We start from the raw sequence: 25519 nt of genomic DNA on the forward strand, positions 1-25519 counted from the left end.
GTCAGGAGGACTTGGAATGAACAAAAAACGAAGCAACACGCTGCTGCCGCTGGTGCAGCTGCTCCCGGCGTTGGCGGCAGCGGCGGCTGTGCTTTTTGCCCTGCCGCGCACTGTGCCGGTGCTGGCTGCCGTGCCGGAAAGGCTGACAGCCGTGGTGGAGCAGCCGGTGGAAGCCGCTTCCTCCGAAGCGGAGGAAGAAGCGCTGCCCAAGCTGCCCTATGCTGACGGCGTTTACGTCGGCTCTTCCCGGGGCTACGGCGGTACCGTCCGGGTGCAGGTGACCATGGAAAACGGCAGCATCACGGAGGTTGAAATTCTGGATGCTTCCCACGAGACCAAGCAGTTTCTGCGGCGCGCAAAGCGGCTTTTGACTACTGTAGTGGATGCCCAGAGCTGGGAGGTGGATGCCGTTTCCGAAGCCACCTACACCAGCCGGGGCATTCTGGGCGCGGTGCAGAACGCCCTGACCGGCGAGGTGGTCAACAATCCCCTGCCGCCGCAGCCCAAGCCCGCCGCACCGCTGGTGGTGGAGGAATTTACAGCGCCCTCCACTTACCTTGACGGCATCTACACCGCCGAAGCCATAGGCTTTGAGGGCAAAATTACAGTGCAGATCACGGTGGCAGAGGATAAGATCACCGATATCACGGTTCTGAGCGCCGAGGACGAGGAGGAATATCTTTCCCGGGCAAAGCGGGTCATTCCCGCCATTCTGGAAGGACAAAACCCCAATGTGGATGCCGTTTCCGGTGCGACTTACTCCTCCACCGGTATCCTGAACGCGGTCAAGCTGGCGCTGGCAAAAGCAGCGGTCGCCCCGGCAGAGGAAACCGACCCGGAGCAGGCTGCATCGGAAGAAGTGGTGGAAGAAGTCGCACCGTCCGAAGCAGCAGAGCCCGAGGAAACGCCGGTCACCGCGCCCACCGTGGAGGTGGTGCAGCCGGAGGAAAAGAGCGCCGTTCCCGTGTGGCTCAAGGAAGTGTGGCAGCAGCTTTTCCCGGCAGAAACACCGGACGATTCTGAACCGGCATCTTCTGAGGAAGTGCTGCCGACATCCGAGACGGCACTGCCGCCGGAAGAGACCGAAACCGAACCTGAAACGGAAGGAGCAGCGGAATGAAATACAAGAATTTTCTCCTCCGGGCGGTGAACCTGCTGCTGATCCTTGGCATCCTGTGGCAATACCAGCAGGTGGCGCTGGTCCGGGCGGCGGCGGTAAGCCAGCGCAAGCAGGAAATTGCCGAGGTGGAAGCCTACAACACTTCCGTTTTGCAGGCGCAGAGCGCAGCGCAGGCGGAGCAGAGCCAGAGCGGCTACCGGGACGGCACCTACGAGGGCAGCGCCTTTGGTTTTGGCGATGTCATCCGGGTGTCGGTAACCATTCAGAACGGAAAAATGACCGATATATCGGTGCTGGATGCTTCCGGTGAGGATAAGCCCTACTATAAGCAGGCGCTGCCTTTGCTGGACGAGATGCTGGCGGTGCAGTCTGCCGAGGTGGATACCGTTTCCGGCGCTACCCTCACGGCAGAAGGGCTCATCGGTGCAGTAGAAGATGCACTGGGAAAGGCGGCAGGATGATGGAAAAAACACAGGCAAAGCCTTTAACGGCGGCGCAGCAGCGTCAGCGGGACAAAAAACGCCGTACATGGCTGCGTGCCGGGGTGCAGCTGTTCTTCTTTGTGACCATGCCGGGCGCGTTCGTGGCCGGTTTTTCCGGGGTAAAACAGATCTTTCTGCACATCGGTGCGGGCGAGGTGCTCTCGGCGGACAGCTTTACGCTTTCCCTGCTGGGGCTGTGCGGCTTCACGTTGCTGTTCGACCGGTTTTTCTGCGGGTACGCCTGCGCCTTTGGCAGCTTGGGCGATGCCGTCTGGGCGCTGTCCGGGCTACTCCAGAAAAAGCTGTTTCACCGCAAAAAGCAGCTCCGTCTGCCGGAGCGGGCGGTACTTTTGGGACAGAAGGTCAAATATCTGCTGCTGGCAGGGCTGGTAGCGCTGTATGTGACCCGGCAGGAAAAGCTGTTGACCGGCGCAAGCCCGTGGGAGGTATTTTCCCGCCTGACGGCTCTGCGTCTGCCGCCGGAGGGCTTCGGCGTGGGCATTGCGCTGCTTGTGCTTATTTTGCTGGGCATGGCAGTGCAGCCCCGGTTCTTCTGTCAGTTCCTCTGCCCCATGGGGGCGGTGTTCGCCCTGCTGCCGGTGCTTCCCTTTGCGCGGCTGCACCGGCAGAGCGAGGGCTGCATCCCGGGCTGCAATGCCTGCAAACAGCAGTGCCCGGTGTACCTGAAGCTGGAGGAAACCAGCCTGCGCAGCGGGGAGTGCATTGCCTGTGAAGCCTGCGTGGGCACCTGCCCCAAACAGAACATCCACCGGTGGGATACCGCCTTGTGTAAGCACCAGTGGCTGCCGGTGCTGGGTAAGGCGCTGCTCTTTTTCCTGCTGGGCTGCTGGCTGGGCTTCTGCCGGTTTATCTGAAACAAAAAGGAAGCCGCTGCGCAGTATTTGTGCATCAGTCTCCTTTTTTGACTAGGACGATTTTGAATGCCCTCCGCTATGCTCTGGGCATTTTCAGCGGAAAAACTATTTATAATTTCGGTACGCCGGAGCGTCTGCGGACGCTCCGGCGTACCATTTTCACGGGAAGGGGCGCGGCCGGAAACTGTATTTGCACACTTTACCGGGCTCGCCCTCTAAAAGTAAAAGCATCTGCAACGAATTCGCTGTGTTCTGAAATTCAGAAGCGAATGTTGCAGATGCTTTCCTGTTTTATGCGAGATTTTCGGTTTTTTATCCTTCGTTCTTCTGCTCCAGCAGGTCTGTCATGCTGCGCAGGCTGATGCCAAGGGTGGAAAGGTTATGCAGCATCGCGCTGGTGGCAGGGGGCAGAATGCCCAGAGCACCCAAAAGGATGAGCGCGGAGTTGAAGCTGAGGACAAAGCGGTAATTGCTGCCCACCCGCTTTTGCAGGGCGTTGGCAATGGCTTTTAAAGTCACCAGTTCTTCCAGACTGTCTGCACGGATGGTCACATCGGCAATTTCCCGGGCGATGGCGGCACCGGAATGGATGGCGATGCCGATATCTGCCGCCGACAAGGCGGGCGAATCGTTGATGCCGTCACCGATCATCACAACGGTGTGCCCTTCGGCCTTGGCGTCACGGACAAAGGCGGCTTTATCCTCCGGCAGCACCTCCGCAAAGCAGCGGTCCACCCCCACCTGCGCCGCAATGGCGCGGGCAGTGCGGTCGCTGTCGCCGGTCATCATGACCGTCTGGGCAATGCCCAGCTTCCGGAGCTTATGCAGCACCTGTGCCGCCTCCGGGCGCAGGGGGTCTGCGATGCAGATGACCCCCGCCAGAACCCCGGAAGCCGCCAGATACAGGTGGGAGTACTGCGGGTCCAGTGCATCGAACTTTGCCTGTTCCCCCGCCGGGATGGTGCAGCCCTCGTCCTCAAAAATGAAGTGGGCACTGCCGATGACCACCCGCGTGCCGCCCACCCGGCTGGCAATGCCGTGCGCCACGATGTACTCCACCTCGGAGTGCATCTCCTCGTGGGAGATACCCCGCTCTCTGGCAGCACGGACAACGGCGTTTGCCATGGAATGGGGGAAATGCTCTTCCAGACAGGCGGCAAGCTGCAATACCTCCTGCTCCTCACAGCCGGAGAAAGGCACTACCTGCACCACCTGCGGGGTGGCGCGGGTGAGGGTGCCGGTCTTATCGAACACGATGGTGTCCGCCTTTGCCAGCGCTTCCAGATACTTGCCGCCCTTTACGGTGATGTGGTATTCCCCGCACTCCCGCATGGCAGAGAGCACCGCCAGCGGCATGGAAAGCTTCAGCGCACAGGAAAAGTCCACCATCAAAATGGAGATGGCGCGGGTGACGTTGCGGGTAAAGGCGTAGGTAGCCACCGTACCGGCAAGGCACCACGGCACCAGACGGTCGGCCAGCTGCAAAGCCCGGTTCTCGGTGCCGGACTTGAGCTTTTCCGATTCCTCGATCATCGCCACGATCTTATCGTAGCGGTTGGCGCCGCCCTCTGCCTTGGCTACAAGGACGCACTCGCCCTCTTCCACCACCGTGCCGGCGTAGACGGTAGCGCCGATGGTCTTGCGCACCGGCATGGACTCGCCGGTGAGGGCAGCTTGGTTCACCATAGCTTCGCCTTCCAGCACCATGCCGTCCAACGGGATCATGTTGCCGGAGCGCACCACCACTTCGTCCCCGGCGTGGACGCGGGTCAACGGCACCAGCACCTCGCCCTGCGGGGTGCGCACCCAGACCTTATCCACGTTCAGCGCCATGCTGCGGGCAAGGTCGTCCAAGCTCTTTTTCCTTGTCCACTCTTCCAGCAAGCTGCCCACCGTCAGCAGGAACATCACCGACCCTGCGGTGCTGTAATCCCCCCGCAGGAGGGAGGCGGTGATGCTGAGCGCATCCAGCACCTCTACTTCCAGCTTGCGGTGCAGCAGGCAGCGGACGCCCTTCCAGACAAAGGCGATGGAGCGCCACACCGTATACGCCGCCGCGATGGGCGCAGGCAGGAACACATTGCGGAACACCCGGCCTGCCACAAGGCTGACCATCTTTTCCTGATATTCCTGATTGATCTTTCGGCTATCGTGGGAGGTGACCAGCACCTCCAATTCCTCGTTGTCAAAGCGGTAGGCCGCCAGCAGGGCGGCGGCGTCCTTCCGACTGCCCCGGTAGGTCAGCACCACATCTCCGGTGCGCTCGTAGACGGTGGCTTTCTGGATGTTGTCCTGCCCGTTCAGGTAGGCTTCCAGCACGTCTGCCCGGTGCAGGGTCATGCGCACAGCGCAGACGTGCACCCGCATCCGCCCCTTCCCTTCATGTAGGATCGTACATTTCATTGCTTTTCTTACCCCTCTGTGCAAAAAGAGCCGCCCAAAGCGGCGGCTCTGCTGCGCTATATCACTGTGCGGTCTGCTCTTCGGCCTGTTCTGCAGCCGTATCCTCGATGACCTCCTGTGCAGCCTCGGCGGCGCGGCTCTCGTTGATGGCCTTTGCATCGGCAAGAATGTCCCCTGCTTCCTCCTGCACCTTATTCACGGTCTGCATGGTGCAGTCCTTCATCCGCAGCACCGCAGCGGTGGTCTGGGTGTAGACCTTTTTTGCGTCCTTGCTGGACAGCACCTTGAAACCGGCAGAGCCGAACACCACACCGCCCAAAAACAGTGCAAGCTTTTTTGCATCAAACATATTTACCCCTCGTTTCTGTTTTTCCTATCTGAGCGCCCGTACCCTTGAGCAGGGCGGGCTCTTTATCTTTATATATTAGCACGCTTTCGGGTTTTTTCAATATTTTTCGACGATGTTAGGACGCATTAACATTGTTAGCGGCTATGTTCAAGCCCCGGCAAGATGAAAAGCCAGCGGCTGCTCAGCATCCGCTGAATCGTGTTATATGCCATCTCCCCGCCCATAGAATTTTTGATGTTGTACGCCTTTAACCAATCCCGAAGGTCGGTCATGGCAGGCACCTCCTATTTATACATCATTGAACGGTGGAGCAGCCGGTTCAGCAGCCCTTCCCGGGGGTGCCGTCGTCCGGGACGCTGTTGCCACCGGAATTCAGGATCGCCGCGAACTGCTGCAACTGCTTGAGGGAGCTTACACCCAGTTTTTCGTAGATGTTCTTGTTGTGGAAGCGCAGGGTACTGTCCTTGATGTCCAGTTGCTCCACGATCTCCCGGGAGCGCAGCCCGGCCACATAGCCGTCAAAGATGCGGCGCTCGGTCTTGGTCAGGGTGGGAATGCCCGCCAGAAAGGTCTGGAATGCATCGGGCACCGATTCATTGCGGCACACGTCTGCCAGCCGGGAAAGCTCTGTTTGCATCTGCTGGCGCTCCATCTGCAGCTCGTCCATCCGCCGCCGGGACTCCCGCTTGTCCTCCTCGAACTGCCGGAACGCAGGCGAAAGGATGTGCCGGTGGAAGTATATACAGCAGAACACCACGAAAAAGGCGATGAACAGGCCGATCAGCAGCATTTGCAGGTTGCCGGAAAACACCAGCCGCTGGTAGTCTGCCATGGGGATGCAGACGGCCAGCCGGTAGGCCTGGTTCTCGTTCAGACGGCAAAGCTCCGTAATGCCCGCATAGGCGCTGCCGGCACCGATCAATTGGGTCAGTCTGCCGCCCATGCTGCGCAGCGCCAGCGCGTCCCGGGGGGCGTGGTAGTAGCCATCGGTAGTGCCGCTGCTAAGGGCTGCTCCGGCGTTCAATCCATCGCCCGCCGGAGCAAGCAGGCAGATCAGGCGGTCAAACCCGGTGGGCTGGGCAAAGTTCTGCTTGAAGTAGCTTTCGCTGATCTCAAAGCCGCACAGCCCGTACATCGTGCCGTCCTGTCCCCGCAGGGGCAGCAAAAACAGCTGCACTTCCTCTGAGGTGCCGGGAATGCTGAACCGCTCGGTCAGCGTATAACACTGGTACAGCGGGGCGCTGCCGGGGGTCATCCAGCGGTCATAGTCCGGGAACTGGTCGGTCTGGAACTCCATGCGCCATTTGCGGTGGGGCATTACGCTGTGGGTCTTGCCCACCTCCGCATTGCCCCGGTACAGCAGCAGGGGCACGGTGGGGGTGTCGGCACCACTTTTCTGCACATACAGCCCGGCGCGGGAATGCTCTGCCCCCTCCATGCGGGTGTTGACAGTGGCGTCCAGCAGCACAAAGGCACCGGAGCAGCTGGTCTGACGCAGGCTGCGGCACAGCGGCTCGATCATCTCTTCCTCCAGCGCGTTCAGCACCTCGGGCGAGTCGTTCAGCCGGTCAAAAGCCATCTTCCGTTCCGCAAGCCGCTGGTCTACAAGGGCGCTCATATCCGCAGAAAGGTTCACCCCCATGACCGCCAGCTGATCAAAATAGCGCTCCACATCGTTCTGAAACACCGAGAATTGGATCTCCAGGCTGCGGGTCGTATCCTTTTTGGTGTTGTGCAGACTGGCAAACAGGAACAACGCCGCACCAAAGGTCAGCACCAGCAGCAGCAGGCAGGGCCACAGCAGCCGGGCGCTCATAGCGCTCTGGCGGATATTCTCACGGTGTCTGGCAAAAAAGTGCATCAAAGTCCCCCTTTTCCGGCTGCGCTGCGGGTTCAGGCATTGTCGCACAGCAGCTGCCATGTCTCTGCGGTCAGGGCCTCCAGCGTTTCGCCGCCGGCAAGGCGCTGCGGATAGTCCTTCTGGCGCTGGCGCAGGCTGTCATAGAAGGTTTTGGTCTTGGCATGGTACCCCACGATGCCCGGCTCGGACACCGGGGTGTTCTGGATGCGCATCGCGTTGTAAACGTCGTACAGCCGCTGATAGCTCTGCTGCTCGAACGGATAGTCCGCAATGGCGTCAAAGGCGGCGCTGGACACCGGCATATACCCGGTATCGGCGGCAAATTCCAGATTGCGCTGCTGCTCGGTGAGCCAGCGCAGGAACACAGCGGCGGCCTCGGCCTTCTGGTCGGTGGTCTTAAAGGCGCACAGACCCACACCGGCCTGCGGCATCAAAGGCGTGGCGGTACCGGCGGCGTGCGGCAGGGGTGCCAGCAGCAGATCGGTGGGCTCGGTGGTGTTGTCCGGGTAGGTCACGACATCGTTGTAGTAAAGGATGGCTGCAGAGCTGCCAAGACCCGCCAGCGTTTCGCCGGTCATCACCTGCGTGTTGGAGTACAGATCCGAAACCAGAATATCGCCCTGCACCAGTGCCCGGGCAAATTCCATCTACGAAGCGCGGAAGGCCTCGTTGGTCAGGTCGTACCAGCTGTCCTTGTACAGCGCGCCGCTGCCCTGCTCCAGCGCGTTCAGCTCCACCAGACGCAGCGGATAGTCCAGCGCGCCGGGCTTGCCGGCCTTGGCATCCTGCAGCTGGCCGCCGATGGCGGCGCTGTTGGTCATGTTGGTCACGTTGAGCAGGATCCACCGAGCCCAGCGTGTTTACCGGAAACTTCGGCGACAGTCTGGCGGCTACCTTCCAGACCGTGACTAAGCGCTTTACCTACGGCGGCGACACCGGCAAGGATCAGCGTGTGTACTACATCAACACCAAGGAGCTGGGCGAGATCCTGTACGGTACTGCTACCCCCATCCCGTTCCGGGTGGTGGTCAGCGAGGAGCGGGGCTATAAACTCTCGGTGAATCCTGTTGCTGCTGGCAGCAGAAGGATTTACCGCAGACAGAAGATGAGTTTTGTACTGATTCACATACCGAGTTTTCCTATGGCAGGCGGAGCAGGCTCATCATGCAAACAACGAAAAACAGGAAGTTCCCGTTGGGGAACTCCCTGCTGTACATATCGCTATCGTCTGTGGCTTTAATCGCAAGTTTTACAAGCAGAGCAAATCTCAACAACCTGTTTGCGATATGCAATTCACGGTTGTTGCCAACGAATCAAATCGTGAATTGCGATGGCAGGGTGCGTCCGGGTGGACGCACCCTGTTTTTTTACTATGCTTCATCATTTTCTGCGCGCAGCATCCGGTATCCGACACCAACATGGGTCTGGATCAGATGCGGCGCATCCGGGTATCGTTCCAATTTTTTGCGCAGAGATGCCATGTAAACTCGCAAGGAAGCAATGTCATTTTCCTGCGTACTGCCCCATACTTTCTGCGTGAGGGAGGTATGCGTCAGCACTTTGCCCACATTATGCGCCAGCACACACAGCAGTTTGTACTCGATGGGGGTCAAATGCAATTCATTCTCGCTCAGCCAGACGCAGCCTGCCGAGAAGTCGATCTTCAAAGGACCATTGACAAAAACCGGGCTGTTTATACCATCAGAAGCCAGCAGATTCAATCGGCGCTGCGTTACACGCAGTCTTGCCAGCAGCTCATCCACGGAAAACGGCTTTGTCAGATAATCGTCTGCGCCGTTGTCCAGTGCCTCGATCTTATCAGAATCTTCGCTCCGGGCACTCAGGACGATGATGGGCAGGTTCGACCATGTGCGGACGCTGCGGATGACCTCGATGCCGTCTATATCGGGCAGTCCAAGATCCAGCAGCATGATGTCCGGATTGTGGCTGGTAGTCATCATGATTGCCGTTTCCCCATTGGAAGCAGTCAGATATTTATAGCCGTGGGCTTTCAGGGTCGTTGTGATCAGACACCGTACAGGAACATCATCCTCTACGACCAGAATGGACGGCTTATTCATGAATGTTCACCTCGCTTTGCGGCAATGCAAAAGAAAAGACACTGCCATTGGGAATGTTGTCACGCAGGGTCAATGTTCCGCCGTGAGCCGTCAGGATCGCACGGCAGAGGGGCAAGCCCAGTCCAAGGCTGCGGTGGCTGTCTGCGATGCGGCTCTGCCCGGTATAAAACATCTCGAACACCTGTGCTTTTGCGCGATCCGGAATGCCGGGACCGTTATCTGCAACCTCCACTACGACCTGATGGTCTTTCCGGTAAGCCGAGATCTGAATGACCGAGCCCACGGGGGTGTATTTGATGGCGTTATCCACCAGATTGACAACGACCTGCATGATCAGCCGTGCATCCACATTGACCAAGAGGATCTCGTCCCCATACTGTGTTGTGATGGTGTGTTCGCAGCTTTTCCGGTTGACATGATGCAGTGCTTCTTCGATCATTTCGTCCATCAGCTGCGGCGAGATCTGCAGATTCATCCGCCCATCTTCAATGCGGGTGATGGAAAGCAGATTTTCCACCAGACCGATCAGCCATTGCGCATCGTCAAAAATATCGGTGCAGATCTTGTTCCGGGTCTCTGTATCCAGCGTTTCTCCGTTGGAAAGCAGATTGCTGGCATTGCCGGAAATGGAGGTCAGCGGGGTGCGCAGGTCATGGGAGATCGTGCGCAGCAGGTTTGCCCGCAGCTCTTCATTCCTTGCCTGCAATGCAGCTTGCTCTTTTTCCAGCGCGTTTCTGCGGTTTTCGATGGCCAGCGCACCTTCGCCCAGAATGGAAAGCAGCACACTGTTTTCAAAGGCATCCAGCGGTTTTTCGGACAGATCGATCCCGATCACTCCAAACACGCCGCCTCCGGTCCGAAGCGCAAGATAAAGCCCCTTTGCATCCGGGTAGCTATCCGTGCCTGCGCCGGAACGCTTTTTGTTGGCAAACGTCCAGTTTGCTGCATCCCGTTCTTCCGGTGCAGAAAAGATGTTGCGCGGCACTTCCCCATCAATCTCAAAAACCTGTTCTGACCCAAGATCTCCGTTTTGTTCCGGGTAAACGATCAGGCTCCGGTTCAGCAGCTTCATCAACTGGGACGCTGTCTGAGAGAGGATTTCTTCCTCGTTTTTTGCTCTCTGTAAAAGCTGATTCGTATCAAACAGTACCTTTGTCCGGAATGCTGCCTGCGCAGACATTTTTGCATGGTCTTTCAGCCGTGTTGTCAACGCACAGGTAATGATTGCAGAGGTCAGCATCAGGGCAAATGTAACCTGATAACCGGGATCATACGCATGGAATGTCAAGCGCGGTTCCGTCAGAAAAAAATTGTACAGCGCAACACCGGCAACAGAGCCCAGCACACCGCAGGTATAGCCGCTGGTACACAATGCGGTGAACAGCACCCCCAGCATATAGAGCATAATAATATTATAGCGTGCAAAGTCCAGTTGCAAGAAAAAGAAGCCGATGAGCGTGATGCAGCTCAGGATGCCTGCGGTGATCAGCAGATCACGGACAGACGGCAGAAGCGGACGGGTGAACAGCTTCCGTCCTGAACCGTAGCCGTTCTCTGCAGAAGCATCCGGGATGATATAAATATCCAGATTAGGCGCAGTCAGCGTCAATTTTTCAGTCAGTGATGCTCCACTCCAGAAATGGCGGCGATGTACGCTGGAGCGCCCCAGTACGATTTTTGTAATGCCGGAGATGCGGGCAAACTCTGCGATCTGCTGTGGAATGTCATCTCCGTAGATCGTAGAAATGTCGGCACCTGCCTGCTCTGCCATACGAATGTGCTGCTGCAAACGCCGACGATCTTCTTTTCCCATCTGATCCGAATCAGGCGTCCGGACATACAGAGCTGTAAAGGTCCCGCCGAACGCCTTTGCCATCGTTGCCGCCGTCCGCACGATCTTTGCATTGGAGGGAGAGGACGACAGACATGCCAGAATATGTTCAGTGGGTGGGTCGTTCTGATTCATAAAGATCACCTGCCTTGCCCACAGTATAGCACAATTTGATGGTCACGACCACCAGCCGCGTCTTTTTCCTTCCTGTCGAAGGATCTCCCGTCGTATGTGATCCAGCGCATCTGCTGCCCGGAAACCACTCAGCATGACTCCAAGAACCATCAATAACAAAGCGACATCCATACGATCCGTCCTATCTTTTCAGAGCCGGAAACACTTCTGGATCGATGCGTATTTCCCCAAAACCAGCATACTTTCATCCCGGCACAGCTGCGTATCCGGCGTGATGCTCATATCGAGCTTTCCGTCTTTTTTCAGTGCAAGAATGTTGATGTTATACTTTTTTCGAATATTGATCTCGCCGATCGTGCGATTCGTCCATTCCGGCGGAATCGTCACTTCCATGATGGCGTGGTCGTCCTGCAGCTCGATATAATCCAGAATGTGTTCGGAGCTATATCGGATTGCTGCCCACTTTGCCAGCTGCTTTTCCGGGTAGACCACTTCATCCGCACCGTTGCGCAGCAGAAACTTGGCTTGTACATCCCGCTCTGCACGCGAGACCACAAGCTTTGCGCCCAGCTCCTTGAGCAGTGATGTTGTTTCCAACGAACTCTGAAAATTGCCGCCGATGGTTACGATACACACATCAAAATTACCGACGCCAAGGGAACGCAGAAAGTATTCGCTGGTGCTGTCACCGATCTGTGCATTCGTCACATAGGAAAGCACGGCGTTCACACGGTCCTCGTTGCTGTCGATGGCCATGACCTGATGACCCAGCTCATTCAGTTCCTGCGCAATATGGCGGCCAAAACGGCCAAGTCCAATCAAAAGAATCGATTTCATGCTTATCTCCTTTATCCGATTGCGATTTTCTCCTGTGGCAGACGAGAGTGGGCAGGGCTGCTGCCAAATGCCGCATAGATCAACGTCAATCCGCCAACACGTCCCAAAAACATCAGTGCGATCAGCACCCCCTGCGAAAGGATGCCCAACTGCGGCGTGATGCCCAATGTCAGACCCACCGTTGCCACAGCCGAAGCAGTCTCATACAAACAGACCGACATCGGCAGCTGCTCAGCCGTAGCAATGACAAAGGCTCCGAGGAAGAACAGCGTCAAATACATCCCTGCGATGGTGGCAGCATTCTTGACCGCAGAACCATCTATGCGCCGCCCGAAAAATTCCGCATCTTCTCTGCGGCGGAAGGTCGCCCACATATTGGCCAGCAGAACGGCAAATGTTGTGGTTTTCATGCCGCCTGCCGTGGAGCCGGGCGAACCGCCCAACAGCATCAGAACCACCATCAATGCCTGTGAAGTGCTGCCCATCGCAGCAAGATCGGCGGTGTTAAAACCGGCAGTACGAGGGGTAACGGATTGGAACATCGACAATAAAATGCGCTGCCGGGCAGAGCCTGCCGTGAACTCGAAGCAATAAAAGTACAGCGACGGCAGTACCAGAAGAAACGCCGTTGTGACAAGGATCACCTTGCTCTGCATCCGATAGCGGTGAAAGTCAAGGCGGTATGTACAAATGTCCTCCCATGTCAGAAAGCCAAGGCCGCCAAAGACGATCAGGGCCGCGATCACTGTGGTAAGCAATGGGTTTCCTGCATACCGTGTCAGCGAAACAAATTTTGCACCCTCTGTTCCCAGCAGGTCAAAGCCGGCATTGCAGAACGCCGAAATGGAATGAAACAGTGCGTACCAGATCCCGCGCAAACCATAATCGGCGCAAAATGTCGGCAGCAGCAGTGCAGCACCGGCCAGTTCAAACAGAGCGGTGATCCGCAGAATAAAGCCTGTCAGCCGCACGATGCCGCCCATCTGTGGGGCAGCGGTGGCTTCCTGCATCGTGCTGCGCTGCTTGAGAGAGATTTTTCGCCCGGAAAGCAGCGCAAAGGCAGCACCTACTGTAATGACGCCCAGTCCTCCGATCTGGATCAGAAGAAGGATCACACTCTGCCCGAATGCCGACCAGTAGCTGCCGGTATCCTGTACCACCAGTCCGGTCACGCAAAGGGCAGAGGTGGAAGTAAACAGCGCCTCATGGAACGGTGTAACGCACCGCTGCTGTGCAGCGATCGGGAGCATCAGAAGCAATGCGCCCACCAGATCAACTGCCGCAAACCCTGCAATAATAACCTGAAAAGAAGAAAAACGGTGCTGCCTGTAACGAGGATATTGAATCATAAAAGCTCCTTTACCTATCCGTGTGCATAAAGATTAGCATGGAATAAATAAAAGAGCCGTAAAGAAAATTGTAGAAGTATAAAGATTCCATTAAAATTGATCGGGCAACACCAAATAACAAATGCTGGACATCACCCGTTAAAAAACAGTAATATCCAGCATTCATTTAGATTTCCAGTCCATGGCTTCCAGCCATATTCTTCAAATATTCCTCCGGATCACCATTCAGAATGAAATCCGCATAGCCCAGCGGGTCATTGTAAATAAGGTAATCTAACTCTGACCTCTGCGCCATGGTCACATCCAGCGCATCCTCAACCCCGGTGCAGTCGATAGAAACCTTTCTGCCATCCCGGAGCAGCAGCTCCACACAGCCGGTATCCATGTTGAACTTGCAGGCTCTTGCATCGTACTTCATGTTTGTGTCCCTTCTGCCTTACGGCACTCTCACAGTGGTCTGTCGTGCTTTCTTATGATAAGGTCTAGGACGTTTTTGGATGGAAGCAAGGGATTCGTTCTGTTTTCCGAAGAGTCAAAATCACCGGCGGAACTGGTGGTTGTCGTTCGCTCAAGCTACCTAATACAAAAACACAGCCCCACCTTGGCGAAGGAGAAGCCAAAGCGGGGCTGTATTCAATGAAGGAGAAATGAAGGGAATATCAGGTTACAGATTCAGTTCAAACTGTTCTGCCGTGATGGTTGCTTTGCCATCGGCAGCAAAGGTGATACCATCGGCAGATTGCGGCGTGTAGATCCATGCGGTCATGGTCTGCTCGCCATCGTTGGCGAAAACTTCGATGCTGTTCTTATCCAGCAGGATGCGGAGCTTGAGCGCACCGTTCTGGCTGCGAACCTTGCAGCTGCGGGTATGCACGATGTCGGCACGGGAACCGGCATAGCTGCGATCCAGCGTCAGCTGCGAGGTGTAGGGGTCATAAGACAGGCTGGTGTGATGGTCTGCGTCAGCAGCCAGCTTCAGGGTGAAGGAACGGTATTCGCCGGGCTGTACCGTGACGGTCAGGTCGGCTACACGGCCCTTGATGCCCTCCAGCGTTGTTTCGCCTTGCACCGTCACATTTTCGTGGAAGGTGCGCTTACCGTGGACGGCATCCAGCTCCCGCACCGGGGTCTGAATAATGCGTCCGTCCTTGATATGCAGCTCGCGGGGGCAGATGGTCTGCCCGAACCACTTGCAGCCCTGGGGCTTATCCTCGGTGTCCGACCATGTCTGCAGCCATGCGGTCATGATGCGGCGGCCATCCGGGGCAAGGGTGGTCTGGGTGGCGTAGAAGTCGATGCCGCCATCCATCAGCTGCACGTTTTCCTTGGTGAAGGTGTGGGTGGCTTCGTCGTAGCTGCCGATGAAGGCAATGACGTTGTGACCGTTGTGGAACTCGCCCTTGGGCAGCATCTCCATGGGTCCCAGCATCAGGACCTGCTTGCCATCCAGCGGGAAGAAATCCGGGCACTCCCACATTTTGCCGTACTGATTGTTGCAGCGTTCCAGCACCGTGACAAAGTGCCAGTCGAAGCCGTCCTTGCTCTGGAACAGTGCCGCTGCGCCGCTGTCGTCCTCGGCCCGGCAGACGGTGACGGCGGAGTAAGTGCCGTCGGCCTCACGCCAGATCTTGGGGTCCCGGAAGTCAAACTTGCTGAAGCCTTCCGGCAGGTCTTTCTGGGTCAGCACCGGATTGCAGGCAGGCTTTTCGTAGTCGAGACCGTCACCGATAGCGATGCTCTGGGTCTGGATATCCCGCATCTCCCCATTGGGCTGCTTTTCTGCAATCACGCTGGTGTACATCAGCAGCTGCTTGCCGTCATCCATCTCGGTGGCAGAGCCGGAGAAGCAGCCGGGGCCGTTGTCCACCGGGGAATCCGGGGCAAGCGCACAGGGCAGATACTCCCAGTGCAGCAGGTCGGTGCTGACGGCGTGACCCCAGTGCATGGGTGCCCACCGCACATCGTAGGGGTTATACTGATAGAACTGGTGATACTTCCCTTTATAATAAGAGAAGCCGTTTGGGTCGTTGAGCCAGCCCACATAAGGGGTCATGTGGTAGGCAGGGCGTTCCGCCGGGGAAATGGCAGCGCCATGCTCGGCCTCGTAGGCACGGGCTTTTTGTAAAGTCAAATCGTTCATGGAATCCTCCAAAGGAAAGAATCCTTATGCGTAGTAAGCATCCAGATATTTCTGCATAATACCCAGATAGTCGGACAGGCCGTAGGCTTCCAGCTTGCTCAGATAGTCGTTCCACTCTGCATCCGTAGTGCCGTTCATGATCCAGTCCGCCTTCTGGGTATTCATGTAGGTCTGCAGATCTGCCTGCAGGTTAGAGACCTGCTCGGTATCCTCGCTGCTCATAAAGACATTGGGATAGACATAATCGTTGTTCATATCCGGGGTGTAGATGTCCTTGATCCAGTCCAGACGGTACTGTGCATCGTCCGGGCAGGTAACGTATACACCATAGTACTCATCCAGAACCGCCAGAGGCCCGCTGACACACTGCGCTTCACGGACTTCCACGGGAGAAGCATCGCCCAGAGGAGCGTGCTTCAGCATGGGCTCGCCCTTATCGTTGGTGGACAGTTCAAAAATGTTAAAGCCTTCCGCATCGCCGTAGGTACCCCAGTTGTTCTGCGGAGACTGGAGGGGTGCGTACATCTGATCCAGCCATGCACAAACCAATGCGGGGTTATCCGCCTTTGCGGTGACAACGCATCTGCCGCGGGCAAAGCCGCTGGTGAAAGAGCCGTTCTGCGGAGTGATATTCCGGGTATCGGCGGTCAGGGCAGGCAGCGGCTCCCAGTCGGTCAGGTTGTCAATGTTGGCAACATCCCAGCTGAAGCAGACACCATAGCGGCCAGCCTTGCCCTTGGAAACATAGGTGGACCACTCCTGCGTGAAGCACTCCGGGTCAATGAGCTTCTCGGCATACAGCTTGTGCAGCCAGTCCAGACCATCACGGTAGCCCTGCTGGGTGGCGGCACAGATAACTTTCCGGTCGTTGGTAACGGCGATATGGCGGTCCTTGTCTGCATCGCCGTAGCCTTCGCCAAAGCCATTGATGAGGATGCTGGGGTCCTGATCGCCGTTGTTGACGATGCAGGACATGGGGATGATGTCGCCGTCAATGCCATACTCTGCCTTGATAGAAGCAGCGTTATCACGGAATGCCATCAGCACCTGCTCAAACTCGTCCACCGTGGTGGGCATGGACAGACCGAGGAAGTTCAGCCACTTGGTATTGATGAAGCTCATGTTGCCAATGGTCTGGATAGCGGTCTTTTCTGCGCCGAGCTGCTCGATCCAAGGCAGTGCCCAGATGTGGCCATCGCTGTCGGTGCACATGGTACGGTACTCCGGGTACTTCTCAAAGACCTTCTGGAGATAAGGCATATTGTTGTCAATGTAGTCTTCCAGATTGAGGATGACACCCTGATCTGCGTAGCGCAGCAGATTGCTGTCGGTAAAATCAGCAGTAAAAACAAAATCCGTCAGGGTGTTGGGGTTGGACATATTCAGGGTAATCTTATCGCTCCACTGGTCGGACTGGATGGCGGTCCAGTCGATGTGCACATTGGTTTGCTCTTCCAGGCGCTTGAAGATGGTGCGGTTGTTCGGCTCGGATTCGCTGCCCACAGGGAAGCTGGTCATACCGGTAAAGGTAACCTTTTCGGACAGCGGAAATGTAACGGCACCGGTCGTGTCCACAGCTGCGGCAGCAGAATTACCGCTGCCGGTGGATTTGCCGCCGCCACAGGCAGACAGAGCAGCGGCAGAGCCCGCCAGAGCACAGACCTTGAGGAAGTTGCGGCGAGAGATCAGCTTTTTCATGGTATTTTCTCCTTTTTATGTTTCTTTTTTCGTGTAACAGATGAGCGTACCTGCTTATAAAATTCTGAAATATCCTCAGCCTTTAATGGAACCAGCCATGATGCCGGCATCAAAATACTTCTGGAAGAAGGGATACATCACCAGCAGCGGCAGACTGGAAATAATGATGGTTGCATATTTGAGCAGCTCTGCCATCTTCGCACGTTCGGCAGTGCTCTGGATATCTGCGATCATGCCGGATTCCGGCTGGCTCTGGATCAGGATGGAACGCAGCACCAGCTGCAGCGGCTGCTTCGATGCGCTGTTCAGGTAGATCATGGCGTCAAAGTAGCTGTTCCACATTGCCACGAACTGCCACAGAGCCAGAACTGCCACCACCGGCATACAGACGGGCAGCAGGATCTTGAAGAAGTAAAGCATCTCGCTGGCTCCATCCACATCCGCAGCTTCACGCAGCTCACGCGGGATGCCTTGATAATAGGTACGGGCAATGATCATGTTCCACACGCTGAATGCTCCCGGCAGAATGACCGCCCACATGGAATCCAGCAGACCCAGATTGTTGATGAGCAGGTAGGTGGGGATCAGACCGCCGCTGAAAAACATCGTGATCACAAACAAGGTGTTGAAGATTGCTTTGCCTTTGAAGTCCGGCAGCGACATGGGATAAGCGGCAAGCATCGTCACAGCTACCGAGATGATGGTGAAGATGATCGAGTAAAGTACTGCGTTCTTGAAGCCGACCCAGATCTGCTTGTCCGAAACGACACGCTGGTAAGCATCCAGACTCCACTTGCTGAAATCAAAGGAGATGCCCTTGTTTTGCAGAGTGACCGGGTCCATAAAGGACGCGATGACGATGTAGATCATCGGAACGATGATCGCCAGCAGGAACAAACCCAGAAGTGCGTAGCCGCAGTACAGGATGATCTTATCTTGTCTGGTGTAGAGGGCCATTTTTGATTTTTTCTGTTTTGCCATGGTAAACCCCTCCTTACAAGCCCTTGCCATCGTTCATTTTGGCAACGACCTTGTTCACTGCGATCAGCAGGATGACGTTGACAACGGTGTTGAACAGACCGACTGCCGTGGAGAAGCTGTAATCGCCGTCCAACAGGCCCTTTTTATAAACGTACGTTGCAATGATCTCGGCAGTGTTCAGGTTCAGGTCAGTTTGCAGGGCATAAGCCTTTTCAAAACCGATGCTCATGATGTTGCCTGCCTGCAGGATGAACTGAATAACGACCATATCCTTAATGGCGGGCCACTCCACTGTCATGATCTGCTGGATCAGGTTTGCGCCGTCGATCATAGCAGCTTCCTTCAGATCTTTGCTGGCGTTAGAAAGGGATGCGGTGTACATGATGGATGCCCAGCCGGCACCCTGCCAGATGCCGCTGATGATGTAGATGGGGCGGAACGCTTCCGGCAGCGTCATGAAGTTGATGCTGGTGTGAAGCAGGCCGTTCACAGGACCGGTGACACTCAGCAGCACTCGGACGATACCGCACAGCACGATGACCGAGATGAAGTTGGGCATATACAGCACCAGCTGCACCTTCTGCTTGATCTTCTTGCTCTCGATACGGTTGAGCAGGAATGCCAGCAGGATGGGGATCGGGAAGCCCCACAGCAGACCGTAGACGCTCAGCTTCAGGGTGTTGATCAGATAGCGCTGGAAGTCCGGCGAGGACATGAAGCGGGTAAAGTTTTTGAAGCCTACCCACTCGCTGCCCCAGATGCCCTTGAAGGGATTGTACTTCTGGAACGCGATCAGCACACCGCCCATGGGAGCGTACTTGAACACCAGCGTCAGCACCACAGCAGGTAGCAGAAACAACAGGTAAAGCTGCCAATGCCGTTTGATGTAGACCCATGTGTTGTGCAGCTTGCGTTCTGCTGTCAGCACAGCCGTTTCCGGCGAGGCCGTCTTTGCTTTCATGAATCATTCTCCTCCTTTTTGATTTGCTTGCCGTTTGATTTGCATTTTACATTTGCACCTTTGAATTTTACGTTTTCATCGCTTCGCTTGTGCAAATGTAAAACTCTGTAATTCATTTATACCACGCAATCAAGCGAATGTCAACGATAATTCATGGTATATATCAAGAAATACTGTGGATTTGTACAGATGCACAAATCCGAAAGCGCGCAGATATGCAAAATGCTGATTTGCATTTTTGCATTTGACTAATTTGTGCATTTGCACTATACTGGAGTCATAAAGAATAAGATCCGTCACCAGACTTTATCTATAAAAGAAAGAGGATGACTTATGGCAACCAAAGTCACCATTCAGGATATCGCAAACGAGCTGCAGCTTTCCCGCAACACAGTTTCAAAGGCCATCAACAACACCGGTGTGCTGGCAGATGCTACACGGGAAAAGATCCTGCGCAAAGCCGCCGAAATGGGCTATAAGCAGTTTGCCTATCTGCCGCTGTTTCAGGAAGACGCTGCAAAAGCAGCAGAGCCTTTCATTCTGCCGAGTGACAAACGGGAGATCGCCATGCTGACGACCCAGTTTCTGAACAGCTCTCACTTTTCCTCCATGATGCTGGATCGTTTCCAGGCGGAAATCGATCATCTGCATAGCTGTATGACCATTCATCGCATTTCTCCCATAGAGCTGAAAGAGAAAAAACTTCCATCTTCTCTCAATACCGAGCGCACAGCCGGCATCATCTGCTTTGAAGTATTCGACTATGACTACGCACAGATGCTGTGCGATCTGGATGTTCCGCTGCTGTTTGTAGACACCCCTGTGATGGATATGCGTCCTCCTCTTAAAGCTGACCGCCTTTATATGGAAAACCGCATTGAGATCCAGAATGCGGTGGCTCACATGGTCCAGCGCGGCAAAAAACGCATCAGCTTTGCGGGGGATAAAAACCACTGTCAGTCCTTCTTTGAGCGTTATATGGCTTATAAGGATGCAATGGAGCACTTTGGTCTGACAGAAGGCCTGAGCACCTGTGCGATGCCATCTGGACAGCAGAACTATCCGGCATCCCTGTACGAAACCATCCGTCGGTTCAAAACGATGCCGGATGCCTTTGTCTGCGCCAATGACTTTGTTGCTATGGATCTGGTCAAGGCATTGAATGAGCTGGGGTATTCGGTTCCCGATGATATCTGGGTCTGCGGCTTCGATGACAGTCAGGAGGCTTCCTACTTTGTCCCCCGTTTGACTTCGATCCATATCCATGAACAGATCATGGGCTACACCGCTGCCAATCTGCTTATGACCCGCATCGAAGAGCCATCGCTGAACTATCGCACCGTCTATACGGAAACCAACCTGATCCTGCGCGAATCCACAGGAGATTGAGCGAAAGGAGAATCCCCATGCGTGATCTGTGCAATACGGACAAGCCGCTGTTTGCTGTGCTGACGAAATTGACTTACAGTGCTTACCTGAACATCTTATGGCTCGTGTGCAGCCTGCCCATCGTTACCATAGGGGCTTCTACGACCGCATTGTTCTACGTCACGCTCAAAATGGCGGAAGATCGGGACGATGGTCTGACCCGGATGTTTTTTAAGGCGTTCCGGGAAAATTTTAAGCCCGCCACAAAACTCTGGCTTATCCTGCTGGCAGTCGGCAGTTTTCTGGCTGTGGATGGCTTTGTGCTGCGCCGAATGTGGAGCGAAAACATTTTCTGGACGCTGCTCACTGCAACGCTTATTGGTGCGGCAGTTCTGTACGGCATCGTTCTGCTGTATGCCTTTCCTCTGCTGGCACGGTTTGAAAACACCACCTTCGGCATCCTGAAAACAGCGCTTCTCGTGGGTGTCCGGTATCTGTTTTGCACCCTGCTGATGGCGGCGGTCTATGGCATCATGGGGTACGTCATAGTGTTTGTGTTCACGCCTGCATTCCTGCTGGGCATGGGTTTCTGCGCCATGCTCTGCTCCTTTCTGATGCTTCGGATCCTCTATCTGATCGGTGGAGACCCCGATGCAGTACACGAGGAATACGACCATGACAAAAACTGACCGGGATACGCTCCGCTCCCTCCATGGGCGCAAAAAATGGGAGCACATCTGGGCATATTACAAGCTGCCCATTGCGATCGTGCTCATCGTCGTCTATATCCTCGGGTATGCAGCCTACCGTCATGTGACGAAAAAAGAGGATGTGCTTTACCTTGGTCTGGTAAATATCACTGCCGGGTCTGATTTGACGGAACAGCTTACCACCGGCTTTGCCGAGGCGCAGGGTCTGACCAAAAAGCAACAGGTCAATCTGCTGTCCGGCTTGCTGCTCAGCGAGAGCGAACACGCAGAGGAGCAGTATGTATATGCTTCAGAGATGAAGCTGCTGGGTGCAGTCAGTGCCCAGCGGTTAGATGTTGTTCTGATGGACGAATATGCACGGGATCGACTGTTGGCAGATGATTATTTTCTCGATCTGCGGACACTGGATGCGTCTTTCCGTGCACTGTCGGGTCTGAACGCCGGTGGGACCGTGCTGGATATTTCGGATACGCCGTTTGTCAGGCAGGCAGGTTTTTCTGGCAAGGTCTATCTTGGGGTAGTGCAGAATGCACCGCACCCGGAGCGTGCAGCCGCTTACATTCATTATCTGTTCCAGCGGTAATCGTTGGGTTTCACATCATGAATAAGGAGAAGTATCATGGACATTTTAACGATTGGTGAAGTTTTGATCGACCTGACCCAGACCGGCAAGGATGCGCGCGGCATCCCTCAGTTTGCCGCAAACCCCGGCGGTGCACCGGCCAATCTGGCTGTGGCTGCTTCCAGACTGGGCGCACAGACCGCCTTTATCGGCAAGGTGGGTGCGGATGCCTTTGGCCGCTACCTGAAAGAGGTTCTGGCAGAAAACAAGGTGGATGTTTCCGGCATGGCTGTGGATGCAGACCACCCCACCACCATGGCCGTGGTCTCGGTGGATGCCACCGGCGAGCGGGATTTCAGCTTCTACCGCAGTGCCAATGCCGATGTGATGCTGTGCAAAGAGGACATTTCGGACGAGGCTCTGAAAGCTGCCAAAATCGTCCACTTCGGTTCTGTCAGCCTGACCGCTGACCCCTCCCGCACCGCTACGCTGGACGCTGCCGCCCGTGCCAAAAAGCTGGGTGCTACCATCACCTACGACCCCAACTACCGTGCCAACCTCTGGAAGAACAAAGAGGATGCCATTGCCCAGATGAAGGCTCCCCTGCCGCTGGTGGATATCCTGAAAGTGTCCGATGAAGAACTTCCCCTGCTCACCGGCACCACCGACTGTGAAAGCGGCACGGCACAGCTGGCACAGAACGGCATCCGGCTGATTTTCGTCACCTTGGGTGCAAACGGCGTATTCTACCGCTTTGGGGACAAGACCGGTCATGTGGCTGGCGTTCCCTGCAAGGTAGGCGACACCAACGGCGCAGGCGATACCTTCTTTGGGGCTGCTCTGTCCAAGCTCTGCAAGGAGGAGCTGGACACCCTGACCGTGGACAAGCTGGAAGGCATTCTGGCTTTTGCCAATAAAGCGGCAAGCATTACCACCAGCCGGCATGGTGCTATCCCTGCCATGCCCACCCTTGCGGAAGTGGAGGGCTGAATCATGGCAACAAAACAGGAATTTGCGTCCCGGTTTGCCAAGCACAAGGACGAGCTGGAATGGCTGTTCATGGAACTGTACCACAACCGGGAAGGGCTGGAGGTTCTGGAGCGGGAGATGGCAGAAGCCTACAACGCCCGCAGCGCCGAGCTGAAAGCACTGGACAAGGCACGCTCTGCCGACCCGGAGTGGTATAAACGGGGCAATATGTTCGGCATGACCATGTACACCGACCTCTTTGCCGGGAATTTGAAAGAACTGGCAAAGAAACTGCCCTACCTGAAGGAGCAGAAGCTGACTTATCTGCACCTGATGCCCCTTTTGCAGATGCCCCATCCCCACAACGATGGCGGCTATGCGGTGGAGGATTTCGACACCGTAGACCCGACTCTTGGCACCAACAAGGATCTGGAAAACCTGACCCGTGAACTGCGCAAGGCAGGCATCAGCCTGTGTCTGGATTTTGTCATGAACCACACCGCCAGCACCCACCGCTGGGCGATGGCGGCAAAGGCAGGCGACCCGTGGTTCCAAGCCTATTACCATCTCTATGACGACCGCACCATCCCCGACCAGTACGAGCAGACTGTGCCGCAGGTGTTCCCCAACACCGCGCCCGGCAACTTTACATGGTGTGAGGAAATGCACAAGTGGGTGCTGACCACCTTCCACGATTATCAGTGGGATCTAAACTACGGAAACCCGGCGGTGTTCGTGGACATGACCAAGAGCATCCTGCATCTGGCAAATCTGGGCGTAGAGGTGTTCCGCATTGACGCCGTGCCCTATATCTGGAAGCAGCTGGGCACCACCTGCCGCAATCTGCCGCAGGTGCACACCATCGTGCGGATGCTCCGCATGGTGCTGGAATGTGTCTGCCCGGCGGTCATCCTCAAGGGCGAGGTGGTCATGGCTCCCAAGGAGCTGGCAGCTTATTTCGGCACCCCGGAAAAGCCGGAATGCCATATGCTCTACAACGTGTCCACCATGGTCAACCTGTGGGGTGCCCTTGCCAGCCGGGACACCCGGCTGCTGAAGGCGCAGCTGGATGCCCTGCACGCCCTGCCGGATAACTGCTGGTTCGTGAACTATCTGCGCTGCCACGATGACATCGGCTGGGGTCTGGATGAAGCGGTGGAGAATAAGCTGGGCATCGACCCCCAGAAACACAAAGAATACCTCTACCACTTCTACGAGGGCAATTTCCCCGGCAGCTGGGCAAAGGGCGAGCTGTACAACTACGACCCTGCCACCGGCGACGCCCGCAGCTGCGGCACCACCGCCAGCCTGTGCGGCGTGGAGCAGGCGCTGGAAAAGGGCGATAAAACCGCACTGGACTACGCCGTGAAGCGTGACCTGCTGCTGCACACTGCTATGGCATTTTTGCAGGGCTTCCCCATGCTGAACTGCGGGGACGAGATTGCACAACTCAATGGCTGGGACTATAAAAACGACCCCGACCGTGTGGAGGACAGCCGCAATCTGCACCGCACAAAATTCAACTGGGAGGACGCCAAGCAGCGCACCCGGAAGGGCACGCTGCAAAACCAGTTGTGGCAGGGCATGGAGCAGCTGCGCCAAATGCGGGCAGACCCCTGCTTTGCCCCGGATGCGTGGGTGACCACATGGGACAGCCACAACCCCGGCGTGCTGGCGCTGGTGCGCAAGCGCGGCGAGGAGACGCTGGTGGGACTGTTCAACTTTACCGAGTATCCGGCGGGAGCCAGTCTGGACGCTCTGGGCGGCGAGTATCACACCCCGGAGGGCACTTCCGTCTGGCTGGCGGATGTGGAGCTGGAACCGTATCAGGCACTGCTGGTAAAAAACAAATAAGTAAAACGAGCCCATCTGGTTCTCTCTTTTTGCCAAAGTTTTCAGCGTGTTTTCTTGCACACTGCCAATCATAACCCCGCGTGAAAACGCGGGGTTTGCAGAACGGCCCCATAGGGGCCATAATACCAGCCGCGCCTAAAGGCGCACAATGAGCGACGTCAACCGCACACTGACGTCGCTTTTACTTTCTCATACTATCTGTAGGCACTTCTGGCGAATCGTCGTCATCGAAGTCAGCTACATTCTTGAATGGATCTTCGTATTCCTTGAAGCTCAACTGGTCGCACATTTGATCGTTGAACTCTTGTTCCTGAATGTATTTGCGAATCTTGGCTTCATTTCCACCTACTGTATTTACGTAATATCCTTTCGCCCAGAACACTCTCCTTCCGTATTTCTATTTTAGGTTTGCACGTCGCTCGAATATCATGAGCGTACTCTTCCCTTTGAGATACCCCATGAAATCTGCTACGGCAAGTTTGGGCGGTATCGACACAAGCATATGGATATGGTCTGGCATCGCGTGTGCTTCTATTATCTCTACATACTTGTAATCGCATAGTGTCCTTAGTATTTTTCCAATATCTTTTCTTAGCTTTCCGTATATCACTTTCCTGCGATATTTCGGTACTAGCACTATGTGATATTTGCAATTCCAGCTCGTATGTGATAAACTTTTCTCGTCCATATGGATGAACCTCCTTTTGCTTTAGTATGCGGTTGACGTTACCCGCTTCTAATTATAGCAAAAGGAGGTTCTTTTTCTACCGTTTCAACGCTACGGCTCTTTTCTTCCACAAGCATAGCTTGTGGTTTTCTATATGAAGAAAAACAGAGCGTTCCCGACTGCTGGGTATCCGTAAAACAGTTTTCGAGAAATGACACGGCAACTGCCTGTCAGGATTGGTTACGGAGTACCCGGCTAGGCCGAGGAAGCATCAAGTCCCATGTCC

The 25519-nt window shown here is 55.6% G+C and carries 24 protein-coding genes and 1 pseudogene; 9 read left to right on the top strand and 16 right to left on the bottom strand.

The window, feature by feature from the left end; translation table 11 throughout:
- Positions 1–16 precede the first annotated feature (16 nt).
- From WMO20_RS09585 to WMO20_RS09595, 3 genes are read left to right on the top strand one after another with little or no spacing between them, the layout of a single operon-like run.
- Complete coding sequence (locus tag WMO20_RS09585; protein WP_349186682.1) at positions 17–1120, top strand: FMN-binding protein; 1104 nt, start codon at positions 17–19, stop codon at positions 1118–1120.
- The gene (locus tag WMO20_RS09590; protein WP_349186684.1) at positions 1117–1581 is read left to right on the top strand and encodes an FMN-binding protein; all 465 of its coding nucleotides are present in this window, start codon (positions 1117–1119) and stop codon (positions 1579–1581) included. The genes WMO20_RS09585 and WMO20_RS09590 overlap by 4 nt, the downstream gene beginning before the upstream one ends.
- Positions 1578–2477: a 4Fe-4S binding protein gene (locus WMO20_RS09595; protein WP_349186686.1), complete on the top strand. Its 900-nt coding sequence runs from the start codon at positions 1578–1580 to the stop codon at positions 2475–2477. The genes WMO20_RS09590 and WMO20_RS09595 overlap by 4 nt, the downstream gene beginning before the upstream one ends.
- A gap of 312 nt (positions 2478–2789) precedes the next feature.
- Here WMO20_RS09595 and WMO20_RS09600 read toward each other — a convergent pair whose 3' ends face one another.
- The 6 genes from WMO20_RS09600 to WMO20_RS09625 form a co-directional block, all read right to left on the bottom strand.
- Positions 2790–4880 carry a heavy metal translocating P-type ATPase gene (locus WMO20_RS09600; protein ID WP_349186687.1) on the bottom strand — a complete coding sequence of 697 codons (2091 nt, stop codon included), beginning with the start codon at positions 4878–4880 and terminating at the stop codon, positions 2790–2792.
- 61 nt (positions 4881–4941) lie between these two features.
- Entirely contained in the window at positions 4942–5229 is a 288-nt protein-coding gene (locus WMO20_RS09605) for a DUF6110 family protein (RefSeq protein WP_316540857.1), read from the bottom strand.
- A gap of 134 nt (positions 5230–5363) precedes the next feature.
- A complete protein-coding gene (locus WMO20_RS09610; RefSeq protein WP_242983234.1) occupies positions 5364–5501 on the bottom strand; it encodes a hypothetical protein in 138 nt (45 codons plus the stop codon).
- 47 nt (positions 5502–5548) lie between these two features.
- On the bottom strand, positions 5549–7090 hold the full coding sequence (locus WMO20_RS09615) for a helix-turn-helix transcriptional regulator (RefSeq protein ID WP_349186691.1): 1542 nt from the start codon (positions 7088–7090) through the stop codon (positions 5549–5551).
- A 32-nt stretch (positions 7091–7122) separates the two neighbouring features.
- The gene (locus tag WMO20_RS09620; RefSeq protein ID WP_349186692.1) at positions 7123–7737 is read right to left on the bottom strand and encodes an extracellular solute-binding protein; all 615 of its coding nucleotides are present in this window, start codon (positions 7735–7737) and stop codon (positions 7123–7125) included.
- Positions 7738–7920 (bottom strand): hypothetical protein, encoded by a 183-nt coding sequence (locus WMO20_RS09625; protein WP_349186694.1) that lies wholly within the window; start codon positions 7918–7920, stop codon positions 7738–7740.
- Between the two features lie 26 nt (positions 7921–7946).
- Between WMO20_RS09625 and WMO20_RS14555 the strand changes: the two genes are divergently transcribed.
- Positions 7947–8330, top strand: a complete 384-nt coding sequence (locus WMO20_RS14555) for a hypothetical protein (protein ID WP_435387763.1) — start codon at positions 7947–7949, stop codon at positions 8328–8330.
- Between the two features lie 130 nt (positions 8331–8460).
- Here WMO20_RS14555 and WMO20_RS09635 read toward each other — a convergent pair whose 3' ends face one another.
- From WMO20_RS09635 to WMO20_RS09675, 9 genes are all read right to left on the bottom strand, one after another.
- Complete coding sequence (locus WMO20_RS09635; protein WP_097779998.1) at positions 8461–9171, bottom strand: response regulator; 711 nt, start codon at positions 9169–9171, stop codon at positions 8461–8463.
- Positions 9164–11137 carry an ATP-binding protein gene (locus WMO20_RS09640; RefSeq protein WP_349186696.1) on the bottom strand — a complete coding sequence of 658 codons (1974 nt, stop codon included), beginning with the start codon at positions 11135–11137 and terminating at the stop codon, positions 9164–9166. Before WMO20_RS09640 ends, WMO20_RS09635 begins: the two co-directional genes overlap by 8 nt.
- Positions 11138–11326: 189 nt before the next feature.
- Positions 11327–11974, bottom strand: coding sequence for a potassium channel family protein (locus WMO20_RS09645; RefSeq protein WP_055184871.1), 648 nt, complete (start codon positions 11972–11974; stop codon positions 11327–11329).
- 11 nt (positions 11975–11985) lie between these two features.
- Positions 11986–13323: a TrkH family potassium uptake protein gene (locus tag WMO20_RS09650; RefSeq protein WP_349186698.1), complete on the bottom strand. Its 1338-nt coding sequence runs from the start codon at positions 13321–13323 to the stop codon at positions 11986–11988.
- A 166-nt stretch (positions 13324–13489) separates the two neighbouring features.
- The gene (locus WMO20_RS09655) at positions 13490–13741 is read right to left on the bottom strand and encodes a DUF6061 family protein (protein ID WP_349186699.1); all 252 of its coding nucleotides are present in this window, start codon (positions 13739–13741) and stop codon (positions 13490–13492) included.
- A gap of 246 nt (positions 13742–13987) precedes the next feature.
- Positions 13988–15463, bottom strand: coding sequence for a glycoside hydrolase family 32 protein (locus WMO20_RS09660; protein WP_349186700.1), 1476 nt, complete (start codon positions 15461–15463; stop codon positions 13988–13990).
- A 24-nt stretch (positions 15464–15487) separates the two neighbouring features.
- Positions 15488–17161 (bottom strand): extracellular solute-binding protein, encoded by a 1674-nt coding sequence (locus WMO20_RS09665; RefSeq protein WP_349186701.1) that lies wholly within the window; start codon positions 17159–17161, stop codon positions 15488–15490.
- Positions 17162–17236: 75 nt separating this feature from the next.
- Positions 17237–18172, bottom strand: coding sequence for a carbohydrate ABC transporter permease (locus tag WMO20_RS09670; protein ID WP_097779273.1), 936 nt, complete (start codon positions 18170–18172; stop codon positions 17237–17239).
- Positions 18156–19103, bottom strand: coding sequence for an ABC transporter permease (locus tag WMO20_RS09675; RefSeq protein WP_112114530.1), 948 nt, complete (start codon positions 19101–19103; stop codon positions 18156–18158). The genes WMO20_RS09670 and WMO20_RS09675 overlap by 17 nt, the downstream gene beginning before the upstream one ends.
- Before the next feature lie 333 nt (positions 19104–19436).
- On the opposite strand from WMO20_RS09675, the gene WMO20_RS09680 reads away from it, so the two are divergent.
- The 5 genes from WMO20_RS09680 to WMO20_RS09700 are packed head-to-tail and all read left to right on the top strand — an operon-like array spanning position 19437 to position 24566.
- Entirely contained in the window at positions 19437–20492 is a 1056-nt protein-coding gene (locus WMO20_RS09680) for a LacI family DNA-binding transcriptional regulator (protein WP_349186702.1), read from the top strand.
- 17 nt (positions 20493–20509) lie between these two features.
- Entirely contained in the window at positions 20510–21160 is a 651-nt protein-coding gene (locus tag WMO20_RS09685; protein WP_349186703.1) for a YesL family protein, read from the top strand.
- The gene (locus WMO20_RS09690) at positions 21147–21764 is read left to right on the top strand and encodes a hypothetical protein (protein ID WP_349186704.1); all 618 of its coding nucleotides are present in this window, start codon (positions 21147–21149) and stop codon (positions 21762–21764) included. Before WMO20_RS09685 ends, WMO20_RS09690 begins: the two co-directional genes overlap by 14 nt.
- Before the next feature lie 36 nt (positions 21765–21800).
- A complete protein-coding gene (locus WMO20_RS09695; protein WP_349186705.1) occupies positions 21801–22733 on the top strand; it encodes a carbohydrate kinase family protein in 933 nt (310 codons plus the stop codon).
- A 3-nt stretch (positions 22734–22736) separates the two neighbouring features.
- Positions 22737–24566 carry an amylosucrase gene (locus WMO20_RS09700; protein ID WP_349186706.1) on the top strand — a complete coding sequence of 610 codons (1830 nt, stop codon included), beginning with the start codon at positions 22737–22739 and terminating at the stop codon, positions 24564–24566.
- Between the two features lie 181 nt (positions 24567–24747).
- Here WMO20_RS09700 and tnpA read toward each other — a convergent pair.
- Positions 24748–25254: pseudogene (gene tnpA, locus WMO20_RS09705) on the bottom strand (IS200/IS605 family transposase).
- Between the last annotated feature and the right edge of the window lie 265 nt (positions 25255–25519).

Source organism: Faecalibacterium intestinale, assembly GCF_040096575.1.
In the GTDB taxonomy this organism is placed as follows: domain Bacteria; phylum Bacillota; class Clostridia; order Oscillospirales; family Ruminococcaceae; genus Faecalibacterium; species Faecalibacterium intestinale.

Excerpts from the sequence above, each read along its gene's own strand:
- WMO20_RS09675 (WP_112114530.1), bottom strand. The coding sequence starts at position 19,103 with ATGAAAGCAAAGACGGCCTCGCCGGAAACGGCTGTGCTGACAGCAGAA.
- WMO20_RS09635 (WP_097779998.1), bottom strand. The coding sequence starts at position 9,171 with ATGAATAAGCCGTCCATTCTGGTCGTAGAGGATGATGTTCCTGTACGG.
- WMO20_RS09655 (WP_349186699.1), bottom strand. The coding sequence starts at position 13,741 with ATGAAGTACGATGCAAGAGCCTGCAAGTTCAACATGGATACCGGCTGT.
- WMO20_RS09665 (WP_349186701.1), bottom strand. The coding sequence starts at position 17,161 with ATGAAAAAGCTGATCTCTCGCCGCAACTTCCTCAAGGTCTGTGCTCTG.
- WMO20_RS09650 (WP_349186698.1), bottom strand. The coding sequence starts at position 13,323 with ATGATTCAATATCCTCGTTACAGGCAGCACCGTTTTTCTTCTTTTCAG.
- WMO20_RS09590 (WP_349186684.1), top strand. The coding sequence starts at position 1,117 with ATGAAATACAAGAATTTTCTCCTCCGGGCGGTGAACCTGCTGCTGATC.
- WMO20_RS09610 (WP_242983234.1), bottom strand. The coding sequence starts at position 5,501 with ATGACCGACCTTCGGGATTGGTTAAAGGCGTACAACATCAAAAATTCT.
- WMO20_RS09690 (WP_349186704.1), top strand. The coding sequence starts at position 21,147 with ATGACAAAAACTGACCGGGATACGCTCCGCTCCCTCCATGGGCGCAAA.
- WMO20_RS09700 (WP_349186706.1), top strand. The coding sequence starts at position 22,737 with ATGGCAACAAAACAGGAATTTGCGTCCCGGTTTGCCAAGCACAAGGAC.
- WMO20_RS09605 (WP_316540857.1), bottom strand. The coding sequence starts at position 5,229 with ATGTTTGATGCAAAAAAGCTTGCACTGTTTTTGGGCGGTGTGGTGTTC.
- WMO20_RS09615 (WP_349186691.1), bottom strand. The coding sequence starts at position 7,090 with ATGCACTTTTTTGCCAGACACCGTGAGAATATCCGCCAGAGCGCTATG.
- WMO20_RS09640 (WP_349186696.1), bottom strand. The coding sequence starts at position 11,137 with ATGAATCAGAACGACCCACCCACTGAACATATTCTGGCATGTCTGTCG.
- WMO20_RS09600 (WP_349186687.1), bottom strand. The coding sequence starts at position 4,880 with ATGAAATGTACGATCCTACATGAAGGGAAGGGGCGGATGCGGGTGCAC.
- WMO20_RS09585 (WP_349186682.1), top strand. The coding sequence starts at position 17 with ATGAACAAAAAACGAAGCAACACGCTGCTGCCGCTGGTGCAGCTGCTC.
- WMO20_RS09620 (WP_349186692.1), bottom strand. The coding sequence starts at position 7,737 with ATGGAATTTGCCCGGGCACTGGTGCAGGGCGATATTCTGGTTTCGGAT.
- WMO20_RS09685 (WP_349186703.1), top strand. The coding sequence starts at position 20,510 with ATGCGTGATCTGTGCAATACGGACAAGCCGCTGTTTGCTGTGCTGACG.
- WMO20_RS09645 (WP_055184871.1), bottom strand. The coding sequence starts at position 11,974 with ATGAAATCGATTCTTTTGATTGGACTTGGCCGTTTTGGCCGCCATATT.
- WMO20_RS09695 (WP_349186705.1), top strand. The coding sequence starts at position 21,801 with ATGGACATTTTAACGATTGGTGAAGTTTTGATCGACCTGACCCAGACC.
- WMO20_RS09595 (WP_349186686.1), top strand. The coding sequence starts at position 1,578 with ATGATGGAAAAAACACAGGCAAAGCCTTTAACGGCGGCGCAGCAGCGT.
- WMO20_RS09660 (WP_349186700.1), bottom strand. The coding sequence starts at position 15,463 with ATGAACGATTTGACTTTACAAAAAGCCCGTGCCTACGAGGCCGAGCAT.
- WMO20_RS09670 (WP_097779273.1), bottom strand. The coding sequence starts at position 18,172 with ATGGCAAGGGCTTGTAAGGAGGGGTTTACCATGGCAAAACAGAAAAAA.
- WMO20_RS09680 (WP_349186702.1), top strand. The coding sequence starts at position 19,437 with ATGGCAACCAAAGTCACCATTCAGGATATCGCAAACGAGCTGCAGCTT.